20 protein-coding genes and 1 pseudogene are annotated in these 22,899 nt (G+C 38.1%); 10 read left to right on the top strand and 11 right to left on the bottom strand.

The features are described from left to right. Positions 1-479 precede the first annotated feature (479 nt). Both JFU50_RS04870 and JFU50_RS04865 read left to right on the top strand, forming a co-directional pair. Positions 480-1,529, top strand: a complete 1,050-nt coding sequence (locus JFU50_RS04870) for an XdhC family protein (protein ID WP_201182324.1) — start codon at positions 480-482, stop codon at positions 1,527-1,529. After that, a complete protein-coding gene (locus tag JFU50_RS04865; protein ID WP_201221919.1) occupies positions 1,504-2,142 on the top strand; it encodes a nucleotidyltransferase family protein in 639 nt (212 codons plus the stop codon). Before JFU50_RS04870 ends, JFU50_RS04865 begins: the two co-directional genes overlap by 26 nt. A 174-nt stretch (positions 2,143-2,316) precedes the next feature. On the opposite strand, the gene JFU50_RS04860 is transcribed toward JFU50_RS04865, so the two are convergent. Both JFU50_RS04860 and JFU50_RS04855 read right to left on the bottom strand, forming a co-directional pair. Next, positions 2,317-2,916, bottom strand: coding sequence for a DNA-3-methyladenine glycosylase (locus tag JFU50_RS04860; RefSeq protein WP_201221916.1), 600 nt, complete (start codon positions 2,914-2,916; stop codon positions 2,317-2,319). A gap of 120 nt (positions 2,917-3,036) precedes the next feature. Beyond that, positions 3,037-4,602 carry an MDR family MFS transporter gene (locus JFU50_RS04855; protein ID WP_201221914.1) on the bottom strand — a complete coding sequence of 522 codons (1,566 nt, stop codon included), beginning with the start codon at positions 4,600-4,602 and terminating at the stop codon, positions 3,037-3,039. Positions 4,603-4,868: 266 nt separating this feature from the next. Between JFU50_RS04855 and proC the strand changes: the two genes are divergently transcribed. The 3 genes from proC (at position 4,869) to JFU50_RS04840 (ending at position 7,828) form a co-directional block, all read left to right on the top strand. Continuing rightward, positions 4,869-5,675, top strand: a complete 807-nt coding sequence (gene proC, locus JFU50_RS04850) for a pyrroline-5-carboxylate reductase (protein WP_053344709.1) — start codon at positions 4,869-4,871, stop codon at positions 5,673-5,675. 85 nt (positions 5,676-5,760) lie between these two features. Continuing rightward, a complete protein-coding gene (locus tag JFU50_RS04845) occupies positions 5,761-7,131 on the top strand; it encodes an FAD-binding oxidoreductase (protein ID WP_201182318.1) in 1,371 nt (456 codons plus the stop codon). A gap of 100 nt (positions 7,132-7,231) precedes the next feature. Then, entirely contained in the window at positions 7,232-7,828 is a 597-nt protein-coding gene (locus tag JFU50_RS04840; protein WP_201182316.1) for a dienelactone hydrolase family protein, read from the top strand. 83 nt (positions 7,829-7,911) lie between these two features. Here the strand turns inward: JFU50_RS04840 and ald are convergent, their stop codons facing one another. The 6 genes and pseudogenes from ald to JFU50_RS04810 form a co-directional block, all read right to left on the bottom strand. Further along, the gene (gene ald, locus JFU50_RS04835; RefSeq protein WP_201182314.1) at positions 7,912-9,045 is read right to left on the bottom strand and encodes an alanine dehydrogenase; all 1,134 of its coding nucleotides are present in this window, start codon (positions 9,043-9,045) and stop codon (positions 7,912-7,914) included. Between the two features lie 198 nt (positions 9,046-9,243). Beyond that, entirely contained in the window at positions 9,244-10,065 is an 822-nt protein-coding gene (locus tag JFU50_RS04830; RefSeq protein WP_201221912.1) for an EcsC family protein, read from the bottom strand. Positions 10,066-10,117: 52 nt separating this feature from the next. Then, positions 10,118-11,371, bottom strand: a complete 1,254-nt coding sequence (locus tag JFU50_RS04825) for a PucR family transcriptional regulator (RefSeq protein ID WP_201182310.1) — start codon at positions 11,369-11,371, stop codon at positions 10,118-10,120. Between the two features lie 142 nt (positions 11,372-11,513). Beyond that, positions 11,514-12,513, bottom strand: a pseudogene (locus JFU50_RS04820) (anion permease). A 15-nt stretch (positions 12,514-12,528) separates the two neighbouring features. Next, positions 12,529-13,149 (bottom strand): DUF47 domain-containing protein, encoded by a 621-nt coding sequence (locus JFU50_RS04815; RefSeq protein WP_053344716.1) that lies wholly within the window; start codon positions 13,147-13,149, stop codon positions 12,529-12,531. Between the two features lie 234 nt (positions 13,150-13,383). Then, positions 13,384-14,382 (bottom strand): inorganic phosphate transporter, encoded by a 999-nt coding sequence (locus JFU50_RS04810; RefSeq protein WP_056530991.1) that lies wholly within the window; start codon positions 14,380-14,382, stop codon positions 13,384-13,386. Positions 14,383-14,781: 399 nt separating this feature from the next. Between JFU50_RS04810 and JFU50_RS04805 the strand changes: the two genes are divergently transcribed. Together JFU50_RS04805 and JFU50_RS04800 are read left to right on the top strand one after the other, a co-directional pair. Next, positions 14,782-15,612, top strand: a complete 831-nt coding sequence (locus tag JFU50_RS04805) for an aldo/keto reductase (RefSeq protein WP_201182306.1) — start codon at positions 14,782-14,784, stop codon at positions 15,610-15,612. 517 nt (positions 15,613-16,129) lie between these two features. Beyond that, positions 16,130-16,384: a GlsB/YeaQ/YmgE family stress response membrane protein gene (locus JFU50_RS04800; protein ID WP_170946860.1), complete on the top strand. Its 255-nt coding sequence runs from the start codon at positions 16,130-16,132 to the stop codon at positions 16,382-16,384. 145 nt (positions 16,385-16,529) lie between these two features. Here the strand turns inward: JFU50_RS04800 and JFU50_RS04795 are convergent, their stop codons facing one another. Beyond that, positions 16,530-17,435, bottom strand: a complete 906-nt coding sequence (locus tag JFU50_RS04795; protein WP_207196262.1) for an RluA family pseudouridine synthase — start codon at positions 17,433-17,435, stop codon at positions 16,530-16,532. 231 nt (positions 17,436-17,666) lie between these two features. Here JFU50_RS04795 and JFU50_RS04790 point away from each other — a divergent pair, with 231 nt between their 5' ends. Then, positions 17,667-18,086 carry a DUF5365 family protein gene (locus JFU50_RS04790; protein WP_201182304.1) on the top strand — a complete coding sequence of 140 codons (420 nt, stop codon included), beginning with the start codon at positions 17,667-17,669 and terminating at the stop codon, positions 18,084-18,086. Between the two features lie 69 nt (positions 18,087-18,155). Here the strand turns inward: JFU50_RS04790 and JFU50_RS04785 are convergent, their stop codons facing one another. Both JFU50_RS04785 and JFU50_RS04780 read right to left on the bottom strand, forming a co-directional pair. After that, on the bottom strand, positions 18,156-18,626 hold the full coding sequence (locus JFU50_RS04785; RefSeq protein ID WP_201182302.1) for a thioredoxin family protein: 471 nt from the start codon (positions 18,624-18,626) through the stop codon (positions 18,156-18,158). Beyond that, positions 18,626-19,063, bottom strand: coding sequence for a disulfide oxidoreductase (locus JFU50_RS04780; protein WP_056530998.1), 438 nt, complete (start codon positions 19,061-19,063; stop codon positions 18,626-18,628). Before JFU50_RS04780 ends, JFU50_RS04785 begins: the two co-directional genes overlap by 1 nt. 391 nt (positions 19,064-19,454) lie before the next feature. Here JFU50_RS04780 and JFU50_RS04775 point away from each other — a divergent pair, with 391 nt between their 5' ends. Continuing rightward, the gene (locus JFU50_RS04775; RefSeq protein WP_053344722.1) at positions 19,455-21,002 is read left to right on the top strand and encodes a bifunctional GNAT family N-acetyltransferase/carbon-nitrogen hydrolase family protein; all 1,548 of its coding nucleotides are present in this window, start codon (positions 19,455-19,457) and stop codon (positions 21,000-21,002) included. A 156-nt stretch (positions 21,003-21,158) separates the two neighbouring features. Continuing rightward, positions 21,159-22,889: a phospho-sugar mutase gene (locus JFU50_RS04770; RefSeq protein ID WP_201221910.1), complete on the top strand. Its 1,731-nt coding sequence runs from the start codon at positions 21,159-21,161 to the stop codon at positions 22,887-22,889. The last annotated feature ends 10 nt before the right edge of the window (positions 22,890-22,899 follow it).

Here is a 22,899-nt window from a genome sequence, read left to right as displayed (position 1 = left end):
AGATATTTTGATTTGAAAGTGAATCAATGTGACCAGAATCTTTTTGGTTAGCTTTGCTTTAGCAGCCTTTTGTTCAAATGATGGTAGGCTTTTATTCTAATAAATTTATAATGCGTGCAGTTTTTTTGTGGAGCAGGTGCGACGATAATTTTATTTATGCTTTTAACTCTTTTCACAACGAGTTGTACAGTAAGGAATATTAGGCTGTGTTTCGTATCTAATCGCAGCATTAGGACTGATTCTTTTGCATTTTAATCTAGGTGAGCGTTTCCTATAAAGGCGGTTTATTGCTATTTTATGTTTTGTTGCTCTTTCACTGTTTCTTAGCATAGTTTTAGTAAGAAAGAATACTAAATAGATAGTATAGAGAGAAATTTTTTGTGAAAAAATGGATAAGAAAAGGGATTTTTCCTTTTTATCTTTCACTTTCTTCATAAAGGTCAATAATTAACTCTTAGCAGGCAGGAGGAGAAACGGATATGTCACGGTTACAAGAGTTTAAAGATGTATTTAAAAATATTAAATTAGCATGGGAACGTAACGAACAAGCGGCGATTGCCATGCAAATTAGTGTTAAAGGTTCTGCCTACAGACTGCCAGGTACTAAAATGATGATGGCTTCTGATGGGCAAATGTTCGGTACGATAAGCGGAGGATGTTTGGAAAGCGATCTTTTTGGGTGGGCAGAAAAGGCAATGGAAATGAAAACGCCTTTAACACATAAATACGATTTAAGTGAAAATGAAGTGTGGGGTTTAGGAATAGGATGCAAAGGGATTCTTGAAATGCTCATTCTACCTATAGATCAAAATGATGTATTTTGGAAAAAAACAGAAGATATTATCCAGAAGGGTCAAGCTTTCTCTTGTGTACTGGAAATACCTACTGGGAGGAGGTTATTGATTGAAAAAGAAGGTAATATAATTGGGGATTTGGATAATCTCCCCTGCGAGGTTGTTGAAAAAGCAAGAAATAGTATGGACACGCAAACTCGTGCAGAAATAATGAGCTGTGACGGAAGCAGATTTCTAATTGATGCAGTTAAACCTGGGGAAAAATTAATTGTTGCTGGAGCCGGAAGGGATGCAGTACCTGTGGCTGATTTGGCTGCTAAAGCTGGTTTTTCAGTTACTGTATTAGATTCACGTGTGGAATTTAACAACCCTCGACTTTTCCCCTCTGTTATACATTTAATCGAAAATCCTGAAGAGATTAATTCAAATAATGTCACCGATTCATGGTGGATCATCATGAATCATTACCAAGAGATTGATGAAAAGGCATTACAACTTGCTTTGAAAAGTAATCCACGGTACATCGGTGTTCTTGGTCCTATGGCTAGAACAAAAGAAATGCTTATAAATATTGGACAAACTTTTTCCGATGGGCCGATACATTCACCAATTGGTTTGGATCTAGGAGCCGAAACGATGGAGGAAGTAGCCATAAGTATTGTTACTGAACTAATGACAGTCAAAAATGGTAGAAATCCGGTTCCACTCCATGGAAAGACGAAAATCCATGGTTAAGGTAGGAGCTGTAATTCTTGCAGCTGGAATGTCAACACGTATGGGAAAACCTAAACTATTATTATCTTTAAATGGTCAACCTCTTTTTAAATATGCTCTTAAAGCAACGGTCGATGTTTCATTACAGCCAATCGTTTTAATCGCAGGTCATTATATAGAAGAAATTCGACATTATACTCATGATTTAGAAGATATAGAAATTATTTATAATCAAAATTATGCAAATGGTATGGCTTCTTCTCTGAAACTCGGTATTCAGGCGGTAAAAAAAGATGTGGATGCTGTCATGGTTTTCTTAGCGGATCAACCCTTAGTTTCCAAATCAATTGTACAATTACTAATTGACCACTATAAAGCTCATAAGCATGAAGGGATTCGTATTGTCCGGTCAAAATATAAGGAAGATTTAGGTCATCCAGTTCTGTTTGATGCTGAATTATTTAATGAATTCGATTCAATAGATGGAGATCAAGGAGGCAAAGAAATTATAAAAAAATATACACAATTAACAAAAATCATTTCCTTTGATAACCAGATGTGGGGAATGGATGTTGATACACCTGAAGATTACTTAATAATGAAAAAATATTTTGATTTAGAACTTTACACTTAGAAAAGCTTTGGCTAGAAAGGGACTACTGCACGAGTCGCTCCTATATAATCGTGGTTGAGCAGTGCTTTTTGTAATTTTTCGGTTGCCCATTCTAACTTTTGTTCTGAAACCTAAAAGAAAAGAGTGACCGTGTTTTGCGGTCACTCCTTTTAAGCATAGGAAAATAATAAATTATTAGCGAGATATAAAAGGATTGTCGGTTACCCAAAAACGCCATGGATAGTCCTTCGCTTCTCCGGAGTTGCCAATGCCGATTCGGGGTCCGCTGGATATGTGCTCAGGCTTTTTTCCAGAAGCAAGATAAAGCGGCGGTTTTGTGAAAGGTTGACCATAATCGGCCATAGTAATGCCTAGTGCTTTGGATAACTTTCCAGGTCCGTTCGTCAACTTTCGAAAATCAGCAAGCCCACGTCTTTCATGCATTAACTCAAGCCCTGAATAGGGTTCCACAGCCCGGATTAAGATGGCTTCCGGCTTATCCAGCCCACCGCTTACGACATTGACAAGCGTATGGGTGTGCATGACGTATGTATAGATCATTCCGGACTTTCCGAACATCACTTCAGTCCGCTTCGTCCTTCTATTTCCAAAACTATGTGCAGCCCTATCTTCCGGTCCCATATAGGCTTCGGTTTCAACAATAAATCCAGAAGCGATTCCTTCTGATGTTTCTTTTACCAGCAGGCAGCCGAGAAGGGATTTTGCCAGCACGAGCGTTGGCTGCTGATAAAACTCCGGTGGTAATATTGAATGGAAATTTGTATCCTTAAGCATAGTATCACTCCATATAGTCTCTTATAGATAAAATTCCCTTATTGTAGAAAAAGAAACCTAGGGATGAAGGATAGTAAAAAGACCGGCTGGAAAGGCGCCGGTCTCTATGTTAATCATTTATTAACCTAAATCTTTTTCCGCTTCTTGATCTCTTTTGATTTTTCCGGAACCAACTGAAAGAGCAACTAATATTCCGACAGAGACAAAAAAGATACCAGTGACAAATACACTTGAAAATGCATCAATCCAGGCATTTTCAATGGTTTTTATAATGATATTGCTGACTTCAGCCGGCATCTTCAGATTCTCAGGATAGAGCATGATATTGAACAAATTATCTGTTTTATCGGCAAGTGCCTTCAATGCTTCTTGTATTAGGGTATTTTTTTCACTAACAACCGCGTCATCCATATTTTGCTGTAGATTGTGATTCATGACTGCATTCAAAATCGTAATACCCATCGTTCCGCCTATTGATCGAAAGAAGGTCGAGGCTGCAGTGACCGATCCTAACTGTGATTTTGGAAATTCATTTTGAACGGCAATCATCAGGGTCGGCATAACAAGACCCATTCCCACACCTAAGACAGCCATGAAGGAATAAGCGGTCAGAATTGTAGTTTCACCATCCATCGTACTCATTAGGAAAAAGCCGAGAGTCGCAATGGCCATTCCAAAGGTAAGCACGGTACGAAAGCGAAATTTTAACAACAGCCGCCCGCCAACGACACTAGAAAGAATCAACCCGATCATCATCGGAGTCATGGTCGATCCGGCTTTTGTTGGTGACACTCCTAAAACTCCTTGCATGAACAGTGGGACAAACATGATAGCCCCGAACATACCCAGACCTAGCAAAAATCCTAAGATATTCGTGGTGGCAAAAACTCTATTTTTAAAGAGAGATAAATCAAGAATTGGTTCAACTGCTTTTCTTTCAAAAATGATAAATAGGACAATAAAGACAAGGGTGCTGCCGAAAATCAAGAGAGATTCAAGTGATATCCATTCGAATTTATCACCCCCGAATGTTAAGCCCAATAAAAGCAGGACAATACCTGGAATTAAGGTGAAAATACCAAGGAAATCGATATTCACTTTCTCTGTTTTTTGAATCGCTTCGTTCTTCAACCCGACATAAATCAAAATCGCTGATAATAATCCCGTCGGTACATTAATGAGGAAGATCCAATGCCAGCTGATATGGTCGACAATCAGTCCACCCAGAAAAGGACCAATTACAGAACTTAAGCCAAAAAGGGCTCCGAATACACCCTGCCATTTGGCTCTTTGTTCAGCAGTGAAAATATCGCCGATAATCGTTTGGGATAAGGGCATGATCATCCCGCCCCCGATTCCTTGCAGCCCCCGATAGATAATCAGCTGCTCCATCGAAGTGGCAGTGGCGCATAAAAAAGAGCCAATCGTAAAAATAACTGTACCAATCAAATAAAGGGAACGTCTGCCATATAAATCTGAAAGCTTCCCAACAATCGGTACAACGGTCGTAGAGGCAATTAAATAGGCAGTCGTCACCCATGCAAAGATAGTGAAACCATTCAATTCCCCAATAATCGTTGGCATTGCTGTCCCTACGATTGTCTGTTCCAATGAACTGAAAAACATTCCAATGATCAATCCTGTTAAGACAAGCTTGGTATTGACTGCTCTTTTCTCGATTTGCATTTCATTTCTCCATTTCCTTAAACTGTTTTCCTTTTTTCAATGACTAATAGGTCAAAATTATATAGTGAAAATGACTTATAAGTCAATCCTTTTTTTTCGCTAAAAAAATCAGTTGCATAAGTCGTTTATTCGTCTATTTAAACTTAGTAATTCGACTAGAAATATGCAATTCCTTCCTAATCTAAATATCTGCGACGTGTTTCCATTTGCCATATCCGATATAATAAGAGAGAGTATAGATGAACTTATGATTGGAAGTGTAAGATATGAATAAAAAAATCGGGTTTATTGGATGCGGTAAAATGGGAGCGGCAATGCTTGAAGGCATGTTGCGCTCGGAAGTCATCTCACCTGAAAATATAATGGTCAGCACAGCAAGTGTTGAGACTTTGACGAAGATCACCTCGAAATATAAGATTGAAGGCTGTTTAGATAATAAAGAGGTAGCCGGTTTTGCCGATTTGCTCTTTTTAGGGATTCAACCCGCCATGCATAAGCAAGTGCTCGACGAAGTTAAGATTCATGTGAAAGAAGGAGCTGTGATCATTACAATGGCAGCTGGAATAACTACATCACAAATTGAGGAAGGTTTGGGAAAACCAGTGAAGGTTGTCCGAACGATGCCAAACACTCCTTCCCTTGTCGGTGAAGGCATGACGGCAATCAGCATTAATCGTGAAATCACAGCAGCTGATATTACTGATGTTACTACACTGTTGAATTCTTTTGGAAAAACAGAGCTTATACATGAAGATTTGATGGACGCAGTGCCAGCAATCAGTGGATCCTCACCGGCTTATGTATACATGTTTATCGAGGCGCTTGCGGATGGAGCGGTTCGTGACGGTATTCCACGAAAACAAGCATATCGAATGGCCGCACAATCTGTAATGGGTGCTGCTAAAATGGTGCTTGAAACAGAAAAGCATCCTGGCGCTTTAAAGGACGATGTATGCACTCCGGGGGGGGCAACAATATCTGCGGTTGCTTCTTTAGAGGAGAATCAGTTCAGAGCTAGTATTTTACAAGCGATGAAAGCCTGTACAGATAGAACGAAGGGGCTCGGACAGTAAGAATTATAGATTGCCTATTCTCAGGCAATCTACTTTTTTACATAATATTATCAGAATGTTTAGTTAAAAAAGAGGGGGAAGCAGAATGAATATATATTATATAGAGGATTTAAGAAAGATACTAACGGAAGAACAAGTCACGGTGAATGAAACTATATTAGAGCAGCACAGTCATGATGAATCGTATCATACTCCGCACTTACCGGATATGGTCGTTTATCCAAGAAGTGCTGTAGAAGTGAGCGCAGTCATGCGTTATGCGAATGAACATGAAATACCAGTCATTCCTTTTGGTCTAGGTTCGAGTTTAGAAGGACATGTGGTTCCAATTAAAGGGGGAATTTCGCTCGATTTATCCTTGATGAATCAGGTGTTGGAAATCAGGGAAAGTGATTTTTTGGTGAAGGTCCAACCAGGTGTGACACGGACGCAGTTGAATAAAGAATTGAAAAAATACGGATTGTTCTTTTCTGTCGACCCCGGAGCCGATGCGACATTGGGAGGGATGGCAGCTACGAATGCAAGTGGCACAACTTCGGTCAAATATGGCATAATGCGCGATCAGGTTCGGGATTTGGAAGTGGTTCTAGCAAACGGTGAAATTATCCATACCGGTAGCTTAGCTACAAAATCATCATCTGGGATACATTTAAATGGCTTATTTGTCGGCTCGGAAGGCACGCTAGGTGTATTTACTGAACTGACTCTAAAGGTGTACGGCATTCCTGAAGTAACAATGGCAGGGAGAGCTTCATTTCCAACCGTTGAACAAGCAGTATCTGCCGTCAATGGAATCATGCTTGCTGGGATTCCAATTGCGCGTATTGAATTGGTCGATGCCGAGTCTATTAAAAAAGTAAATCAATTTATGGACAAACTTTATGAAGTTAAACCAACATTATTCTTGGAGTTTCACGGGAATTTTGCCGGACTAGAACAGGATGTCAATTTTGCTAAGGAAATCGTAAGTGATTTTGGCTGTGAGGATATCCAGTTTGAAACGGATTCAAAAGCGCGAAATGCATTATGGGAAGCTCGCCATAATCTTGCATATGCTTTTATTCACAGTGCTCCGGGTAAGAAGCTGATGGTCACGGACGTAAGTGTGCCCCTCCATGAATTGTCGAATGCCATATTAGAAACTAGGAAAAAAGTCGAACAATCCAAAGTAGAAGGAGCGATTGTGGGCCATGTGGGTGATGGAAATTATCATGTGTTATTTATGATTGATCTAAGTAATCCAGAGGAAGTGAAAGAAGCGAAGCGGTTAAATGAAGAAATAGTTGAATATGCCTTAGCGAAAGGCGGTACATGTACGGGTGAACATGGGGTTGGGCTTGGAAAATCCAAATATCAGCGGAGAGAGCATGGAGCGGCGTATGAGGTGATGAAAACGATCAAGCAGGCCTTGGACCCGAATGGAATAATGAATCCAGGGAAGATTTTTGTAGATTGATAGATGAAACATGAAAGAGGGGGCTTTAGGCACCCTCTTTCTGAAACGACAAAAGAGGGGAACTGTATGATGAAGAGAAAAATCTTAACAGGGGTACAAGATGTTCAAGATACAAACAAAAAATACTAATAAAGTAATCATTGTACTGCATGAAATTTACGGGGTTAATCAACATATGAAGGATTTTTGTGAGTTATTATCAGAACAGAACTTTGATGTCATTTGTCCAAACTTTTTGCAACGGGAAGAACCATTTGCTTATGTGCAAGAAAAAGAAGCATATCTTAATTTTATGGATAATGTAGGTTTTACTAAGGCATCGAACAAAATAAAAAAGATAATATTGAAAGCTAATGAGGAATACTCAAAAATATTCATCATTGGATTTAGTATAGGGGCGACAATTGCTTGGTTATGTAGTGAGGAGATATTTGTTGATGGAATAGTAGGATATTATGGCTCCCGCATAAGGGATTATTTAGAAAAAGCACCAAAATGCCCTACATTGCTGATCTTTCCTCAAGAAGAACGATCGGTTGATGTAGACGAGTTAGTTTTACATCTAGATAAAGAGAATATCGAGATACATACATTTAATGGTTTTCACGGTTTTAGTGACCCGTTTTCTCCTAAATATAATCTAGAATCAGCAGAAAAAGCCAGTAGCCGAGTTATTAAGTTTTTACTAAAGTCATAAGTAACTGTAGCGGGAAGAATCCCGATTAAGTGCAATAAAAAAAGACTCCAGACGCGATGAACGTCTTTGGAGTCTCCTTATTATTATGCGTTGATATTATTTGGGTTTAAAGCATTTTCAACACTAACATAGTTGTAGCCTAGGTCTGATGCAACTGCTTCGAACGTGATTTCTCCATTGGCTACATTGACGCCTTTTGCAAGGGCATCGTTTTCAAGGATTGCTTTGATGGCGCCTTTGTTGGCAATTTGCAGTGCGAAAGGTACAGTTACGTTCGTTAAGGCAACTGTAGATGTTTGAGGCACTGCTCCTGGCATATTTGCCACCGCGTAATGAACTACTCCATGTTTAACATAAGTAGGGTTATCATGTGTTGTTATGTGGTCAACCGTTTCAAAGATACCGCCTTGGTCGATAGCAACATCGACAATGACTGAACCTGGAGACATTGATTTAACCATTTCTTCAGTAACGAGCTTAGGAGCTTTTGCACCTGGAATCAGAACTGCACCGATCACTAAATCAGCTTCTTTGACTGCTTCAGCTATATTATAAGGATTTGAAATGAGTGTAGTTAGTTCATTTCCGAAAATATCATCCAATTGGCGAAGGCGATCAGGACTTAAGTCAAGAATGGTAACATCTGCGCCTAATCCAATAGCGATTTTAGCTGCATTTGTTCCAACCATACCGCCGCCGACGACAGCGACTTTACCACGTTTAACTCCAGGAACTCCGCTTAATAGAATTCCTTTACCACCGTTATTTTTTTCAAGGAACTGAGCACCGATTTGCGCTGCCATACGTCCAGCCACTTCACTCATTGGTGTCAATAAAGGAAGTGTACGGTTTATTGCAACCGTTTCATAAGCAATGGCCAAGACACCGCTTTCTTTTAGAGCCTGTGCAAGAGCTGGTTCAGCTGCAAGATGCAGATATGTGAAAAGAATTAAATCTTTACGGAAATATTTATATTCAGATGAGATAGGTTCTTTTACTTTCATGATCATTTCTGTGCTTGACCAAACGCTAGCAGCGTCCTCGACTATAACAGCTCCAGCTTCTTGATATGATTCATTTGTAAAACTGCTTCCTAATCCTGCGTTCATTTCGATTAATACTTCATGTCCCGCATTGACTAATGCTACAACCCCAGCTGGAGTGATAGCTACACGGTTTTCATTGTTTTTAATCTCTTTCGGAATTCCTATTCTCATCTTAATCCCTCCAATAATTTGTTTTACTATTTGTATCACAAGTATAATGGGAAAAAGAAACAGTTAGTATGTGGAAATCAGAAAAAGGAAAAAGGTGTATTTGTGGAATTCCACAAACGCAGTATCAATAATTATGGACTTGCCAGGGTTAAGAGCTTAGTTTAGATAGTTAACGTGAGAAAACATTACGCTGAAATCTTAATTTTTTGCAACCGGTTCATGCATTCGCTCCAAAATCCTTCTTTTCTTATATAGCATTATTCCCGTATCGGCCATATCAGCGATCATAGAGCGATTGGTAATGGCACCAAAGATTATTCCAGCAACAGGTACCATTTGCAGAAGCTTTTTCCAACCAAACTGATCACGATATGTATAAACAACTTCCCGCCATCCTTGCAATTCAGAAGCAAGTTCTCTTTTGGATTCAGATTCGGGAAGGTGCATATTCGACAATTCCTTTAACAGTGCCTTTTTTCCGACAACATCTGATGTAGTAAATTGTAGGCATTTGACGATGAAAATACGCTCCTGACGGTCTCGTGGATTGTAGCCGTAAGAGAGAGCGATTTCCTGAAGTGTCTTGATTGACATACCAAGAAGCAAGGGGATGTCAATGGCTAGGGTGAAGATTCCACCTATGCCAGTAGTAGCACCCTGAACTGTGGCCAATTTACTTCCGGAATTTTTAATCTCTTGACTAACACTGTCCATAATATGAAGGGGAAGTTTTGAAACATCTTCTATGGAGGAAACATTCAGTTCAGGATTCTTGGCCTGCAGCTGATTTAGAATATTGGATTCCTTTGTTAAATATTGTCCTCCGGTTTGAATATAGCTACCGATTTCATCGAGCATGACACCAAGCTTTTTCTGTATGAAGTCCGGTGTTAGCTTGTCTAAAAGTTTGAAGGGGAGACGTCCAATTCGTTCCCAAAACCATAACCCATTCTGGTCTTTTTCCCATTTTTCAATGATTTTTAATTCTTTCTCAAGTTCTTCATTCGATTCTAGATTCATTTAACCAACCTTTCCATTTATTTATTTTTTTTCCATATGTTGATGGAATATTTCAATTTTTCTTGTGAAATTTGTCAAATTCATAAAGTTTAATATCTAGAAATAGAGACATTTTTTGAATCGGATCTTTTAAACGAATATTTCCTACTTCTGTAATCCGTTTTAAACGGTAATTTAAGGTATTCACATGGATATGAAGATTTCTTGAAGCTTCATTTGGATTGCAGTCTTTCTCTAAATAGACAGTAAGTGTTTGCAGTAATTCTGTCTGGTTTTTCAAGTCATAAGCTCTTAGCTTCAAAATAGAAGGATGAGCGTGACGTTGTTTGTTGTTTGCAAGAGTTTCAATCATTTGAAACATGCCTAGCTCTTCATAATGTAAAATAAGCTTCATATCATGAGGAAAAATATTTTTCATTTTTAAGGTATATTGAGCTTCTTCATAGCTTGATTTTACGTCCATTAAGTTTTTATACATATTACCTGAAGTACCAAGGATATGTTCAACACCAAAACGCCGTTTCATTTCTAATATGAAGAAAGGAATGAAATCATAAATGGATGTGGTAAAAGAAGGGCTATTTTCTTGGTCCGATCCCGCAAAAAGAATGAGCTTGTTATGGTCAATGGCAAATAAGAACCTGTTTATCTTTTGAGTAGTCGTTAACATATAGGAAATGTAGCGTTCTACTTCGCGATTGATCTCTTTAGGGAATTCAAATACTAATATGGAAAAAACAACAGGAACTTGGATAGAAAACTTCGTGAAATTTTCTATTATTTCTGATTCTTCTTGATAATGACCAGTTAACATACGCCAAAGAAACTCCTGATGACCTGCTTCTTTCCTTTTCTTTTTTAATTGTAATTGCTGCAACTGGTTTTTCGCTTCTTTTGCAGCAAATTGAAGAAAGTCCATATCTTCTTCGGAGAAAGGTTGATTCACTTCCAAGGCCCAAATGAAGCCAAGGACTTCATTATTTTTCCTAATAGAGACTGCCGCTCGATTACCGAGACCAACATCATTGATAGCCCCAATTTTAATAGGAGCGTCTTCTTTCAATAAAGCCGGGATAAACCCATCTTTCCATAAGCTGTTGATGACTTTTTCAGGAACGCGCCTTCCGATAATAGTCATGATGCGGGCTTGGTCGGTTGTATCATCATGCGTACTATAAGCAAGCAGGCGATGGTTACCATCCTCAATTGTAATGGGACAGCCTAAGACGGAACTGATTCTATCCGCAAACTCCATCATATCTCCATAAAGGTCTTTAAAAATATCTCTATTTGTGAATTCCTTCATTATTATTTTGCCCCTCGCTTAAAAGATTCCTTTTTCTTTAAATTTTAAACGATTAACAGTGTTTTAGCATAGAATTATATCCATGTTTTTTACGGGAGAAACAGAAAATCCCTACCGATGGAAACCGGAAGGGATTTTTATTTTAGAAAAGGAAATTAATCAAAAGATAAAGCAAACCTGCTAATGTTGCTGAGATAGGAATGGTAATGAACCAGGTAACAATCATTCTTCTTGCCGTTCCCCATTTTACGCCCTTAACACGGTGGGCTGAACCAACTCCAAGAATCGAAGAAGAAATAACATGTGTTGTACTAACTGGCATGTGTATCACGGTCGCGCCAAAAATGATGAAGGCTCCGGTTAAATCCGCTGCAACACCATTGACAGGGCGGATCTTCATAATCTTGCCGCCAACTGTTTTAATGATTTTCCATCCGCCAACAGAAGTTCCAAGTCCCATTGCTAACGCACAGGAAAATTGAACCCAGAAGGGGATGTCAGTACTTGTTGCATAGCCATTTGCAATAAGGGCCATCGTGATGATCCCCATGGCTTTTTGGGCGTCATTCGTTCCGTGGGTATACGATTGAAGTGCTTGCAGTTGCAATCTGTATAGTACGGAATTTCTGGTTTGTTTTTGTCAGGTTATTATTTTTAAATATAACTTTAAAGATGCTGTATACGATAAATCCAATTACAAAAGCAATTATAGGGGAGAAAATCAAAGCTTGAAGAATTTTTAAAAATCCTTCCCATTTAATGCCGGCGAAACCAGCTGCTGCAATGGCGGCACCTGCAATCGAACCAATCAATGCGTGGGATGAACTGCTTGGTATCCCGTAATACCATGTAAGGAGGTTCCATATAATAGCGGCAAGCAAAGCTGCCAAGATTACATATGAACCATTTGGAAGCGTGAACGGATCCACAATATCCTTAGTTATGGTCTTCGCTACGCCTGTAAACGTCATAGCTCCGACGAAGTTCATGATGGCTGCCATGACAATGGCATGCCGAGGTTTCATGGCCTTTGTTGAAACAGCTGTAGCAATTGCATTTGCTGTATCATGGAAACCATTGATGAAGTCAAATGCTAAAGCAAAGAAAACGATTAATATAGTTAAAATTAATAAAGTATCCATTTATGGGGGTACTCCTTAGGCGTTTTTCATTATGATTGTTTCAAGTGTATTGGCCACAGCTTGACAGTGATCAGCGATCTCTTCAAGGCTTTCGTATATTTCTTTATATTGAATGATTCTGATTGGATCCTTTTCAACCGTAAACAAGTTTTTGATCGATTGACGTTGGATTCCGTCACAAACAGATTCAAGGTCTTTAATTTTAATTGCATTTTCACGAATCATTGGTAATTTTTTTGTGGAAAGTGTATCGACAGCTATTTCAATCTCATACGTACACTCTTTAATTGCATCCACAAATTTAAGCATATACTCATCAGCATTGACGATTGAGTACATTTCGAATAATGCGGCGCAGTGTTCCAAACCGTCTATGACATCATCCATTCTCATGGTTAATTCTAGGATATCCTCACGTTCGATAGGAGTGATGAAGGCATTGTTTAGTTCTTTAATTACGTTATGAACCATTGAATCGCCTTTATGCTCATAATCTTTCATAGTATCTGAAAATACTTTTAGATCGGAGATATTCTTCAGTTTATAATCCGCGAAATAGTCAGCACCTTCTTTAAGGTTTTGAGCGATGTTAAAAAGCATTACTGCGAATTTGTCTTTTTTAGATTTAAAAGCCATGTTAAGCCTCCCAATTAGTCATGCAATTTTTACATAAAATTATTATACGCTTAGTATTAACAAGTTGATTGTAACGAATTCATGTAGTATGAGGAAAGGTTTTTCGACGAAAATTTACAAAATCTTAATAAAACTTTACAATCGAAAACAAGGATAAGTAAAAAATGGGAATCAGTTACACTTAAAAGGGCGAAATCATAAAAAAACCTTCCCAATATGGAAAGGTTTAAGGTTTTATAAAAATAAAGCAATTAGATAATAAATCAATCCGGCTAAGGAAGCTGAAATCGGCAAGGTTATGAACCAAGTGATTAACATACTTTTAGCTGTTCCCCATTTTACACCTTTGATACGGTGTGCAGAACCTACCCCAAGTATGGATGAAGAGATGACATGTGTCGTACTGACCGGCATATGCAGGAATGTAGCACCGAAAATTATCGCTGCACCGGTCATATCGGCAGCGACCCCATTTACTGGACGTATTTTCATGATCTTACCGCCCACCGTTTTAATGATCTTCCAACCACCGATTGAGGTACCAAGCGCCATTGCGATTGCGCACGATAATTGCACCCAAAAGGGGACATCAGAGCTAGAGGCATATCCGTTAGCCATTAAAGCCATAGTGATGATACCCATGGATTTTTGAGCATCATTTGTTCCGTGTGTATAAGACTGAATTGCCGCTGTGAGAATTTGTATTCTCCTAAATCGCTTGTTAGTCTTACCTAAATTATTATTTTTGAAAATTACCTTAAAGATGTTGTACACAATAAATCCAAGTGTAAAGGCAAGAATCGGAGATAAAATTAATGCTTGGACGATTTTGGTGAATCCACTCCATTTAATCGTATCGAAACCTCCAGCCACAATGGCAGCTCCCGCTATAGAACCAATAATAGCATGGGAAGAACTGCTTGGAATACCAAAATACCAAGTGATTAAATTCCATGTTATTGCGGAAAGTAGAGCAGCGAGGATTACATATGAGCCATTGTTTAATGTGAAAGGATCAACAATATCCTTCGTAATGGTATGTGCTACACCAGTGAATGTCAGCGCTCCTAATAAATTCATGACCGCAGCCAAAATGATCGCATGACGTGGTTTAAGCGCCTTAGTTGACACGGCTGTTGCAATAGCATTGGCTGTATCATGAAATCCATTGATAAAGTCAAAGATTAAAGCAAAGATAATAATTAGCGCGGTTAAGATGAATATAGTATTCATACATGGAAGACTCCCTTAATATTCAAGTATGTAATGAGAAAATTTAGATAGTGACCAATGAATGGGCGTTGGACAACTTTGCAACTCCACATTATTAGAATGGAAGTTTTACGTTTGATTATTCTTTAAAGATGGCACCTTCTTCTTTTTCTTGGTTTACGGACGGACTATTCAATTGTAACTAATTTCTTATCTATAAGCATAGATATTTCGTCATTTTTTTACAAAATATTTAACTTAATGAAGGATTAAATGATAAATTTTCACTTTAAATAGAAAATTTTGGATAAAATGTTTGTTGAGTCATTTAATAAACCTTTAAATTCCGAGGCTTATGGTTAGAAATAAAAGGTAGGACGATGATATAATTGGTAAATAAAAGGTAAGGGGGATTGGCAAATGATATCAAGTATAGGGGAAACGATTACTTTACATAATGGAGTAAAAATGCCGCAGTTAGGTTTCGGTGTATTTAAAGTGAAAAATGGCAGTGAAACGGTTGAGTCCGTCAAGAAAGCAATCGAAGTAGGATACCGTTCAATTGATACGGCTGCCGTTTATGAAAATGAAGAGGGTGTAGGACAGGCTATTAGAGAAAGCGGAATACCGCGTGAAGAATTGTTCATCACATCTAAAGTGTGGAATACTGATCAAGGTTATGAAACGACCCTTCAGGCATTTGATGATAGTTTGAAACGCCTTGGTTTGGAATATTTAGATTTATACTTAATTCACTGGCCAGGAAAAGACAAATACCTGGAAACGTGGAAGGCATTAGAGAAGCTTTACAATGAAGGAAAAGTGAAATCAATCGGTGTAAGTAATTTCCATGTCCACCATTTAGAAAAATTATTAGCGAACAGTGAAATAAAACCTGTCGTAAACCAAATAGAATTACATCCACTTTTGACTCAAGTTGAAATTCGTGATTACTGCGAAAAGCATGATATCAAGGTAGAAGCATGGAGCCCGCTAGGTAGGGGGAGCTTAATAGAAGAACCGACTATCAATCATATTGCAAAGAAGCATGGAAAAAGCTCTGCTCAAGTATTAATTAGATGGCATCTCCAACATGAAATTGTCGTTATCCCTAAATCGATTACGCCGTCCCGTATCGAGGAAAATGCACAAGTGTTTGACTTTTCATTGAGTCTTAACGAAATGAATCAAATTGATGCCTTAAACAAAAATGAACGATTTGGAAGCAATCCGGATGAACTTTTGTTTTAATGATTGATGATATAGACTTTAAAGAGAACTAAAAATGATATGAGGGTGTCCCAGTAATTTCGGGGCATCCTTTTTTCGTTATATCTTTATAAACATATTTGAGCTAGATACTGCTTATACTATGAATGTGACAAAAATGTAGCATAGTGTATACCCTTTTCATAAGTCTAATAATCATTTTTTCTTTGCCAAATATTTTTTAAAAAAATGAGGTTTTAGATTATTTTAACGGGGAAAATAATGAGTACAGCGACAAACAAAAAGAAAAACACACTAACATTGAGGAGTGTCCAATCAGTTCCTCAGGGTCAATAGCTAGCTAACTTTCCCACTAACTAAAGCATTCACATTCATTAGATATTGTGCATAATCGGCATCATACCATTTGAGTGAAAAGGTTAATGAATTGAACAGGACATGAATATTTGGAAGTGATGAGATTTCTTGAAGTCTGCTGTAGAACAGGAAAATATACTGTCTGGTATAAAAATACAACTACTTAAGGAGGAAATATATTATGGGATTTTTATGGTCATTAATTATCGGAGGTATTATCGGTTGGTTAGCAGGTATGATAGTAGGACGTGACGTACCATTTGGTATCATTGGTAACATCATCGCTGGTTTTGTTGGTGCATGGTTAGGTTCATTAATTCTTGGGAACTGGGGACCTTCAGTAGCAGATTTCGCTATTATTCCTGCATTAATTGGAGCAATTGTATTTGTCTTCATATTAAGCTTGATCTTAAAAGGCATGAGAAAAGCTTCTTAAATATCACAATAAAAGCTGGCCCAAGTGGCCAGCTTATTTTTTTGATTCATAATCCTTACTATGCAGCTTTAGAAACGGCTGCTTATAATGATAGAATTTTAAGAAAACTGACTCCTACTTATTTGGGGTCAGCTTCTTTTGTATATTAGAGAGTCTCAAATATCCCGGACTTATCTAAGAAAGGTGCTTCTATTATCATTTTTTCTTCGGAAATTGGATGGATAAATTCAATTTTTCGAGCATGAAGGGCTTGCCGTGGAAAGGTATTTTTTCCGCCGTACAAGGTATCACCAGCCAAGGGGTGATTTATGTGGCTAAAGTGCACCCTGATTTGGTGGGTGCGGCCGCTTTCCAAAGTGCAACTGACAAGCGTTAAGTTTTTCTTCGAATCCCGCTTAAGCACTTGGAAATGGGTAATAGCCACCTGGCCAGTAGGTGAAACCCTTCGTCTAGTAGCATGATGGCGGTCTCTACCAATTTTTTCGTTGATTTTACCTTCATTCTTTTGGATGATTCCTTCAACTAAAGCGACATATGTTCGTTTGATTTTTCTTTCTTCCAGCATTCTATCCAACATAGACCCAGTGAGGCGATCTTTGGCAAAAAGAACGGCTCCAGTGGTATCTTTATCAAGCCTATGAATATGCTTAATCATACAGGTTTGGCCGGTGTTCTGAAGGTGGTACCCTACACCATTGATAAGCGTATGTGTATCGCCGGGTTGAGAAGGGTGGGTATCCATTCCTGCCGGTTTATTGGCAATCAATAATAGGTCATCTTCATATAAGATAGAAATCCCTAAATCTACAGCTTTAACGGTTTCATTTTCAGCATTCATTAAAGGAATGCTAATCGTATCGCCTTCGGAAAGAGTCGTTGTCCATGAAACAGTATTTCCGTTCAATTTTACTTCTTTACTCATTCTCCACTCATGCACCAATTTCTTTGGCGCCTTCCAGTGGTCCTTAAAAAGCTTATCTAATGTTAATCCATTCCAACTTTGAAGAACTTCAATTGATAATATTTGGTTTGTTATATTAAAATGTCCCAATATAATTCCTACTTTCGACTTATGTGATTGTAATTAATTGAAAAAAATATATAATGATTACAAATAAAAGTAAAATTAGTAACATTAGACCTATTGTTTAGAATTCAGTGGCGAAAATTACCACGTTTTTTTTACAATATTTATGTTATTCTAGAGGGAAAGAAATCGCTTGTCCTAGAATATACATACTATTAGATAGGTCTAATGGATCTAAAAAAGGTGGTTTTTTTAGTGAAGACGGTCTTTTCTTCAACCGAAGAACAAGAGCAAGAAATTGCGAGTCTCGTTGCACGTTTCTACAAATCTGTATTTCCTAAATACTTCACAGAAAATGAAATTATTCATTTTCGGGAGATAGGCGTTTTGCAGCCGAATAAAAGTACATTTACCTACTTTGCAACACTAAGAGACGCATTTCAAGTAATGGCATGCCTTCAAGTCCTCTTGTCCATTCTAGACAAAAAGAAGATAGAGGATTCTTTTATAATTGATTCTAAATTTGAAGAATTGTTTCAACATAACATTACTCTATTGAATGAATGCGGAATCTTTTTCCCTTTTTATTATGACCATTTTACACGTATAAACCATGAAGCAAGTAAAGATATGCAAATGATGGATATTCAGGTGGCGAATCAATATTTAGTATAAAACATTAAAAATGAGCCGGCTATAACGGAAATACTTTTCCCGTTATAGCCGACTCATTTTTTTCTATCCTTAATTAATATCATTGTCCTCAAACCATTTTTTGAAGGTTTGTTCTTCGTTATAGCCAACTATACGTTCTTGTTCTTTTCCATTTTTAAAGTGAACAATTGTCGGCGTGCTTTTGATGCCATAATCGCTCCAGCCTTGTTCAAACTCCAATAAATTGTATTGAACGAGATCGATACCCATCTCTTCAGCCAACGGAGCTACGATAGGTGTAGTTTTTTGACAGTGAGGGCACGTAGGACTATAAAAATAAACAGTCATTTCTTCTTTATCTTGAAGGTCATTCTCTAATTCTTCGGGAAGGATCAGATTTTGATAATTTGGGTCATCCAATTGATCGACGGTGGCGGATTTAAGATGCTCTTTGCCATACGGATTTCCTTTTGATTTTTCTTCTTTTTTATAGTTTGTCAAAACGCCTAGTATGACAAAAAGCGCGACGATTATCACTAAAAATATAACCATTTTCTTCATTAAGCTGCAACCTCCTTGGATCTTGTCCATACGATGTAACTGCATATGAAAATAATGACAAATGCAGTTAAAGCTAGGAACGGGATGGTAATAAAACCAAAAACGTTAATATATTGTCCTGTACAGGGAACCCTTCCGCATGCTAGGGTATGTTCGGAAAAAAATGAAACCTTTTGTATTAAATAATGATAAGTTGAAATAAATGCACCAATTGCAGATAATATCATGGTATAGAAGCTGATCCAATAATCTTTTCGAATGATTGCAATTCCTAAAATGATTGTAAAAGGATACATGATAATCCGCTGATACCAACAAAGCATACATGGTTCATATTGCTTAATCTCAGAAAAATATAAACTTCCAAGCATAGCAATGATGGAAGCAGCCCAGGCTACAAATAATATATTCTCCCCGCTGCGTTTTGTATTGTTCATCGATCCTCTTCCCCATCTCTTTTTTCTCTTATGAAAATTATAGTATGTATGGATGCGGTCTGTAAAATATATATTCTTTTTATGGGGGTACAGAATAGATTTGGACGCGGGAAGAATTGAAAACTTTAAAAGAGTGGCAGTTAGCTTAACAGATAATAGGTAATTAAACCCGATTTAACAGAAGTAATGATGGTACGATAAGGCTACCCAGTAGGCGAATTGGCAGTAAGAAAGGTAATAAAAAATAGAGATGTTATCTATATGCCTCCGAAAGGAAGAAAAGTAATGTTTTATCTAGGAAGTATTGAATAGGCTGGAGAAGGTTCAGTTGTTTTAATTTTTGAATAAGGGGTATAATTCTTATGGAAGAGATTAAAGGAGTTTGAGGAAAATGCCTAATTTGGACCTGCATAAATATGAAAAAATAATGGAAATACGTAACATGAGGCTAGGGGACATTGATGAAATAATTGCTTTACAATCTAGTTGCTTTCCTGGAATGGATCCATGGAAGCGCGATCAGCTTGAAAGTCATCTGGAAATTTTTCCAGAAGGACAATTTGTAGCTGAATATGATGGAAAAGTGATTGGATCATGTTCTAGCCTCATTATTAATTTTGACGAATATGATGATCGCCATACATGGGATGATGTAACCGATAATGGATACATCACGAATCATAATCCGGACGGTTATAATTTATATGGAATCGAGGTCATGGTCCATCCTAAATTCCGCAGGATGAAAATTGGTCAAAGACTATATGATTCAAGAAAAGAACTTGTTGCCCATTTGAACTTAAAAAGCATCATTATTGGCGGCAGGATTCCTAATTACCATAAACATGCGGAGGAATTGCTACCAAGAGAATATGTGAAAGAAGTGCAATTACATAAAATATATGATCCGGTTCTATCGTTCCAGCTTTTAAATGGCTTCACGCTCATGAGGATAAATCCTAATTATTTGCCTGATGATTTGCAATCCAATAAATATGCTACACTCATGGAGTGGAATAACGTTGATTATCAGCCGAAAACAAAACGTTATTATAAAACATCTGAACCGGTACGTATCTGCGTCGTGCAATACATGCTGCGTAAAATCGATTCATTCGAAGACTTCGCTAACCAAGTCGAGTATTTCACCGACGTTGCTTCGGATGCTAATGCGGATTTCGCCGTATTCCCGGAATTGTTCACGACCCAGCTGATGTCTTTCTTAAATGAAAGATCACCAAGCTTGGCAGTACGGAAACTGTCAGATTTCACGGAACAGTATATTGAATTGTTTACCACTTTAGCTGTAAGGTATAACGTCAATATAATTGGCGGTTCTCATTTCGTTAAAGAAGACGACGATAATATCTATAATATAGCCTATTTATTCCGCCGTGATGGGACAATTGAAAAGCAATATAAAATTCATATTACACCGAATGAAAGAAAATGGTGGGGCATCAATGCTGGTGACCGTGTACGCGTCTTTGATACAGACTGTGGAAAGATCGCCATTCAAATTTGTTATGATATTGAGTTCCCGGAACTTGCTCGGATTGCGACTGATATGGGAGCTAAGATTATTTTTACGCCATTTTGTACGGAAGACCGACAAGGTTATCTGCGTGTTCGCTATTGTGCTCAGGCCCGTGCAGTGGAAAACCAAATTTATACGGTTATTTCTGGGACTGTCGGGAATCTGCCGCAAACGGAAAATATGGATATCCAATATGCACAATCAGGGATTTTCGCCCCGTCGGATTTTGAATTTGCACGTGACGGGATTGTTGGGGAAACGAGCCCGAATCTTGAGATGGTTCTGATTGGCGATGTTGATTTAGAGATATTAAGACGTGAGCGACAATCGGGTACCGTAAGACAATTAAAAGATAGACGCCATGATATTTACAAACTACATTATCAAAAAGGTGAAAAATAAAGATTTAAACTAGCTCGTGATGAAAAAGCCATGCTCGATGTGGCTTTTTTTATTACGAGCCTTTACTTCATTTATTGGGAAAAATGTGATAATTTTGTTATAGAAACAGATACATAAAAGTTTTTAAAAAAAGGTCGTTGAGAGGGGATGTCAGAGATGGACTGGAAATCAGTATACACCACTTGGGCAGGGTATCAGAATTTAAATGGGGAATTACGTGTCTTGCTTGAGGAAATGCAACAGGATGAAGCTAAACTCGAAGATGCCTTTTATAAGAATTTAGAATTTGGAACAGGCGGTATGCGTGGAGAAATTGGAGCAGGAACCAACCGAATGAATATTTACACTGTAAGAAAGGCTACGGCTGGATTGGCTCAATATATTTCAACGTTCGGGGAAGAGGCAAAAGGGAGAGGTGCTGTCATTGCTTATGATTCAAGACATAAGTCTCCGGAATTTGCACTCGAAGCAGCTAAAACCTTGGCTACATTTGGCGTAAAGGCTTATTTATTCGATGAATTACGCCCAACTCCAGAATTGTCATTTGCTGTTCGCAAGCTAAATGCATTTGCTGGGATTGTCATCACAGCGAGTCATAATCCACCTGAATATAATGGTTACAAGGTTTATGGATCAGATGGAGCACAGTTACCTCCGGAAGCTGCTGACCAAGTGATTAGCTACGTGAATGCCATTGAAAGTGAACTTGATTTACAAATTAAAGAAGCTAAAGATCTTAAAGAGCAAGGGCTTATTAAAATAATCGGGGAAGAACTGGATGCAGCTTATAATAAAGAGTTGCTCACAGTTCCTGAAAATCCACAGCTTGCTGAGGAAATAGATGTATCACTAGTCTTTACTCCACTTCATGGAACGGCAAATAAATCAGTCCGACGTGCCCTGCAGAGCTTAGGGTATCAAAACGTCCATATCGTTAAGGAACAGGAATTACCGGATCCAGACTTTTCAACGGTCAAATCTCCAAATCCGGAGGAACCTGCAGCATTTGAATTGGCCATCGAGCTTGGAAATAAAGTCGAAGCGGACCTATTGATTGCGACAGACCCAGATGCCGACCGACTTGGTATTGCCGTGAAGAACAAATCGGGCAAATATGTCGTTCTGACTGGAAATCAAACAGGTGCGCTTTTTCTAGATTATTTACTAGCTCAGAAAAAAGAAAAAGGTACGATACCTGAAAATGGAATTGTCTTAAAAACCATTGTGACTTCAGAAATCGGGCGGACAATTGCAGAGTCCTATGGCTTAAAGACGATGGATGTACTTACCGGATTTAAATTCATTGCTGAGAAAATAAATCAATATAATAAAAGTGGCGAACACAGCTTTTTGTTTGGGTATGAAGAAAGCTACGGATATTTAATTAAGGATTTTGCTCGTGATAAAGATGCTATTCAAGCAGCAGTGCTTGCTGTCGAAGTCTGTGCTTATTACAAAAAGCAGGGATTGACTCTTTATGAAGGTTTATTGAACGTCTTTGAAAAATATGGCTTCTATCTGGAAGGGTTGCGTTCATTAACGTTAAAAGGAATTGAAGGAGCGAAACAGATTCAAGGAATATTGGATCAATTCCGTCAGAACCCGCCAACGCAAATCGCAGGCATCCAAGTAGTCGTCGAGGAAGACTATCAGAGCAGCAAAAAGCATTCACTAACTTCAAATAGTGAAGAGCTAATTGAGCTTCCGAAATCAAACGTATTGAAATACTTCCTTAAAGATGGGACATGGGTATGCCTTCGTCCTTCAGGTACAGAACCGAAAATTAAATTTTATTTCGGTGTCCAAGGCAAGACGATGGCGGAATCAGAAGCTAAATTATCAGCTGTTATAGCAGACTTTATGGGTAAAATTGAAGCATTAGTCTAAAGTGATAAAC

The organism is Peribacillus sp. TH14, assembly GCF_016651145.1.
In the GTDB taxonomy this organism is placed as follows: Bacteria; Bacillota; Bacilli; order Bacillales; family DSM-1321; genus Peribacillus; species Peribacillus butanolivorans.
Note: the sequence above shows the minus strand (reverse complement) of the source record. Positions and strands in the feature narration are given on the sequence as shown.

Bases quoted from the DNA above. Each gene is read 5' to 3' on its own strand.
- JFU50_RS04810 (WP_056530991.1), bottom strand. From the start codon at position 14,382: ATGAATACTATATTCATCTTAACCGCGCTAATTATTATCTTTGCTTTA.
- JFU50_RS04800 (WP_170946860.1), top strand. From the start codon at position 16,130: ATGGGATTTTTATGGTCATTAATTATCGGAGGTATTATCGGTTGGTTA.
- JFU50_RS04770 (WP_201221910.1), top strand. From the start codon at position 21,159: ATGGACTGGAAATCAGTATACACCACTTGGGCAGGGTATCAGAATTTA.
- JFU50_RS04815 (WP_053344716.1), bottom strand. From the start codon at position 13,149: ATGGCTTTTAAATCTAAAAAAGACAAATTCGCAGTAATGCTTTTTAAC.
- JFU50_RS04805 (WP_201182306.1), top strand. From the start codon at position 14,782: ATGATATCAAGTATAGGGGAAACGATTACTTTACATAATGGAGTAAAA.
- JFU50_RS04865 (WP_201221919.1), top strand. From the start codon at position 1,504: ATGGAAAGACGAAAATCCATGGTTAAGGTAGGAGCTGTAATTCTTGCA.
- JFU50_RS04870 (WP_201182324.1), top strand. From the start codon at position 480: ATGTCACGGTTACAAGAGTTTAAAGATGTATTTAAAAATATTAAATTA.
- JFU50_RS04855 (WP_201221914.1), bottom strand. From the start codon at position 4,602: ATGCAAATCGAGAAAAGAGCAGTCAATACCAAGCTTGTCTTAACAGGA.
- JFU50_RS04830 (WP_201221912.1), bottom strand. From the start codon at position 10,065: ATGAATCTAGAATCGAATGAAGAACTTGAGAAAGAATTAAAAATCATT.
- JFU50_RS04780 (WP_056530998.1), bottom strand. From the start codon at position 19,063: ATGAACAATACAAAACGCAGCGGGGAGAATATATTATTTGTAGCCTGG.
- JFU50_RS04860 (WP_201221916.1), bottom strand. From the start codon at position 2,916: ATGCTTAAGGATACAAATTTCCATTCAATATTACCACCGGAGTTTTAT.
- ald (WP_201182314.1), bottom strand. From the start codon at position 9,045: ATGAGAATAGGAATTCCGAAAGAGATTAAAAACAATGAAAACCGTGTA.
- JFU50_RS04775 (WP_053344722.1), top strand. From the start codon at position 19,455: ATGCCTAATTTGGACCTGCATAAATATGAAAAAATAATGGAAATACGT.
- JFU50_RS04785 (WP_201182302.1), bottom strand. From the start codon at position 18,626: ATGAAGAAAATGGTTATATTTTTAGTGATAATCGTCGCGCTTTTTGTC.
- JFU50_RS04845 (WP_201182318.1), top strand. From the start codon at position 5,761: ATGAATATATATTATATAGAGGATTTAAGAAAGATACTAACGGAAGAA.
- proC (WP_053344709.1), top strand. From the start codon at position 4,869: ATGAATAAAAAAATCGGGTTTATTGGATGCGGTAAAATGGGAGCGGCA.
- JFU50_RS04825 (WP_201182310.1), bottom strand. From the start codon at position 11,371: ATGAAGGAATTCACAAATAGAGATATTTTTAAAGACCTTTATGGAGAT.
- JFU50_RS04840 (WP_201182316.1), top strand. From the start codon at position 7,232: ATGTTCAAGATACAAACAAAAAATACTAATAAAGTAATCATTGTACTG.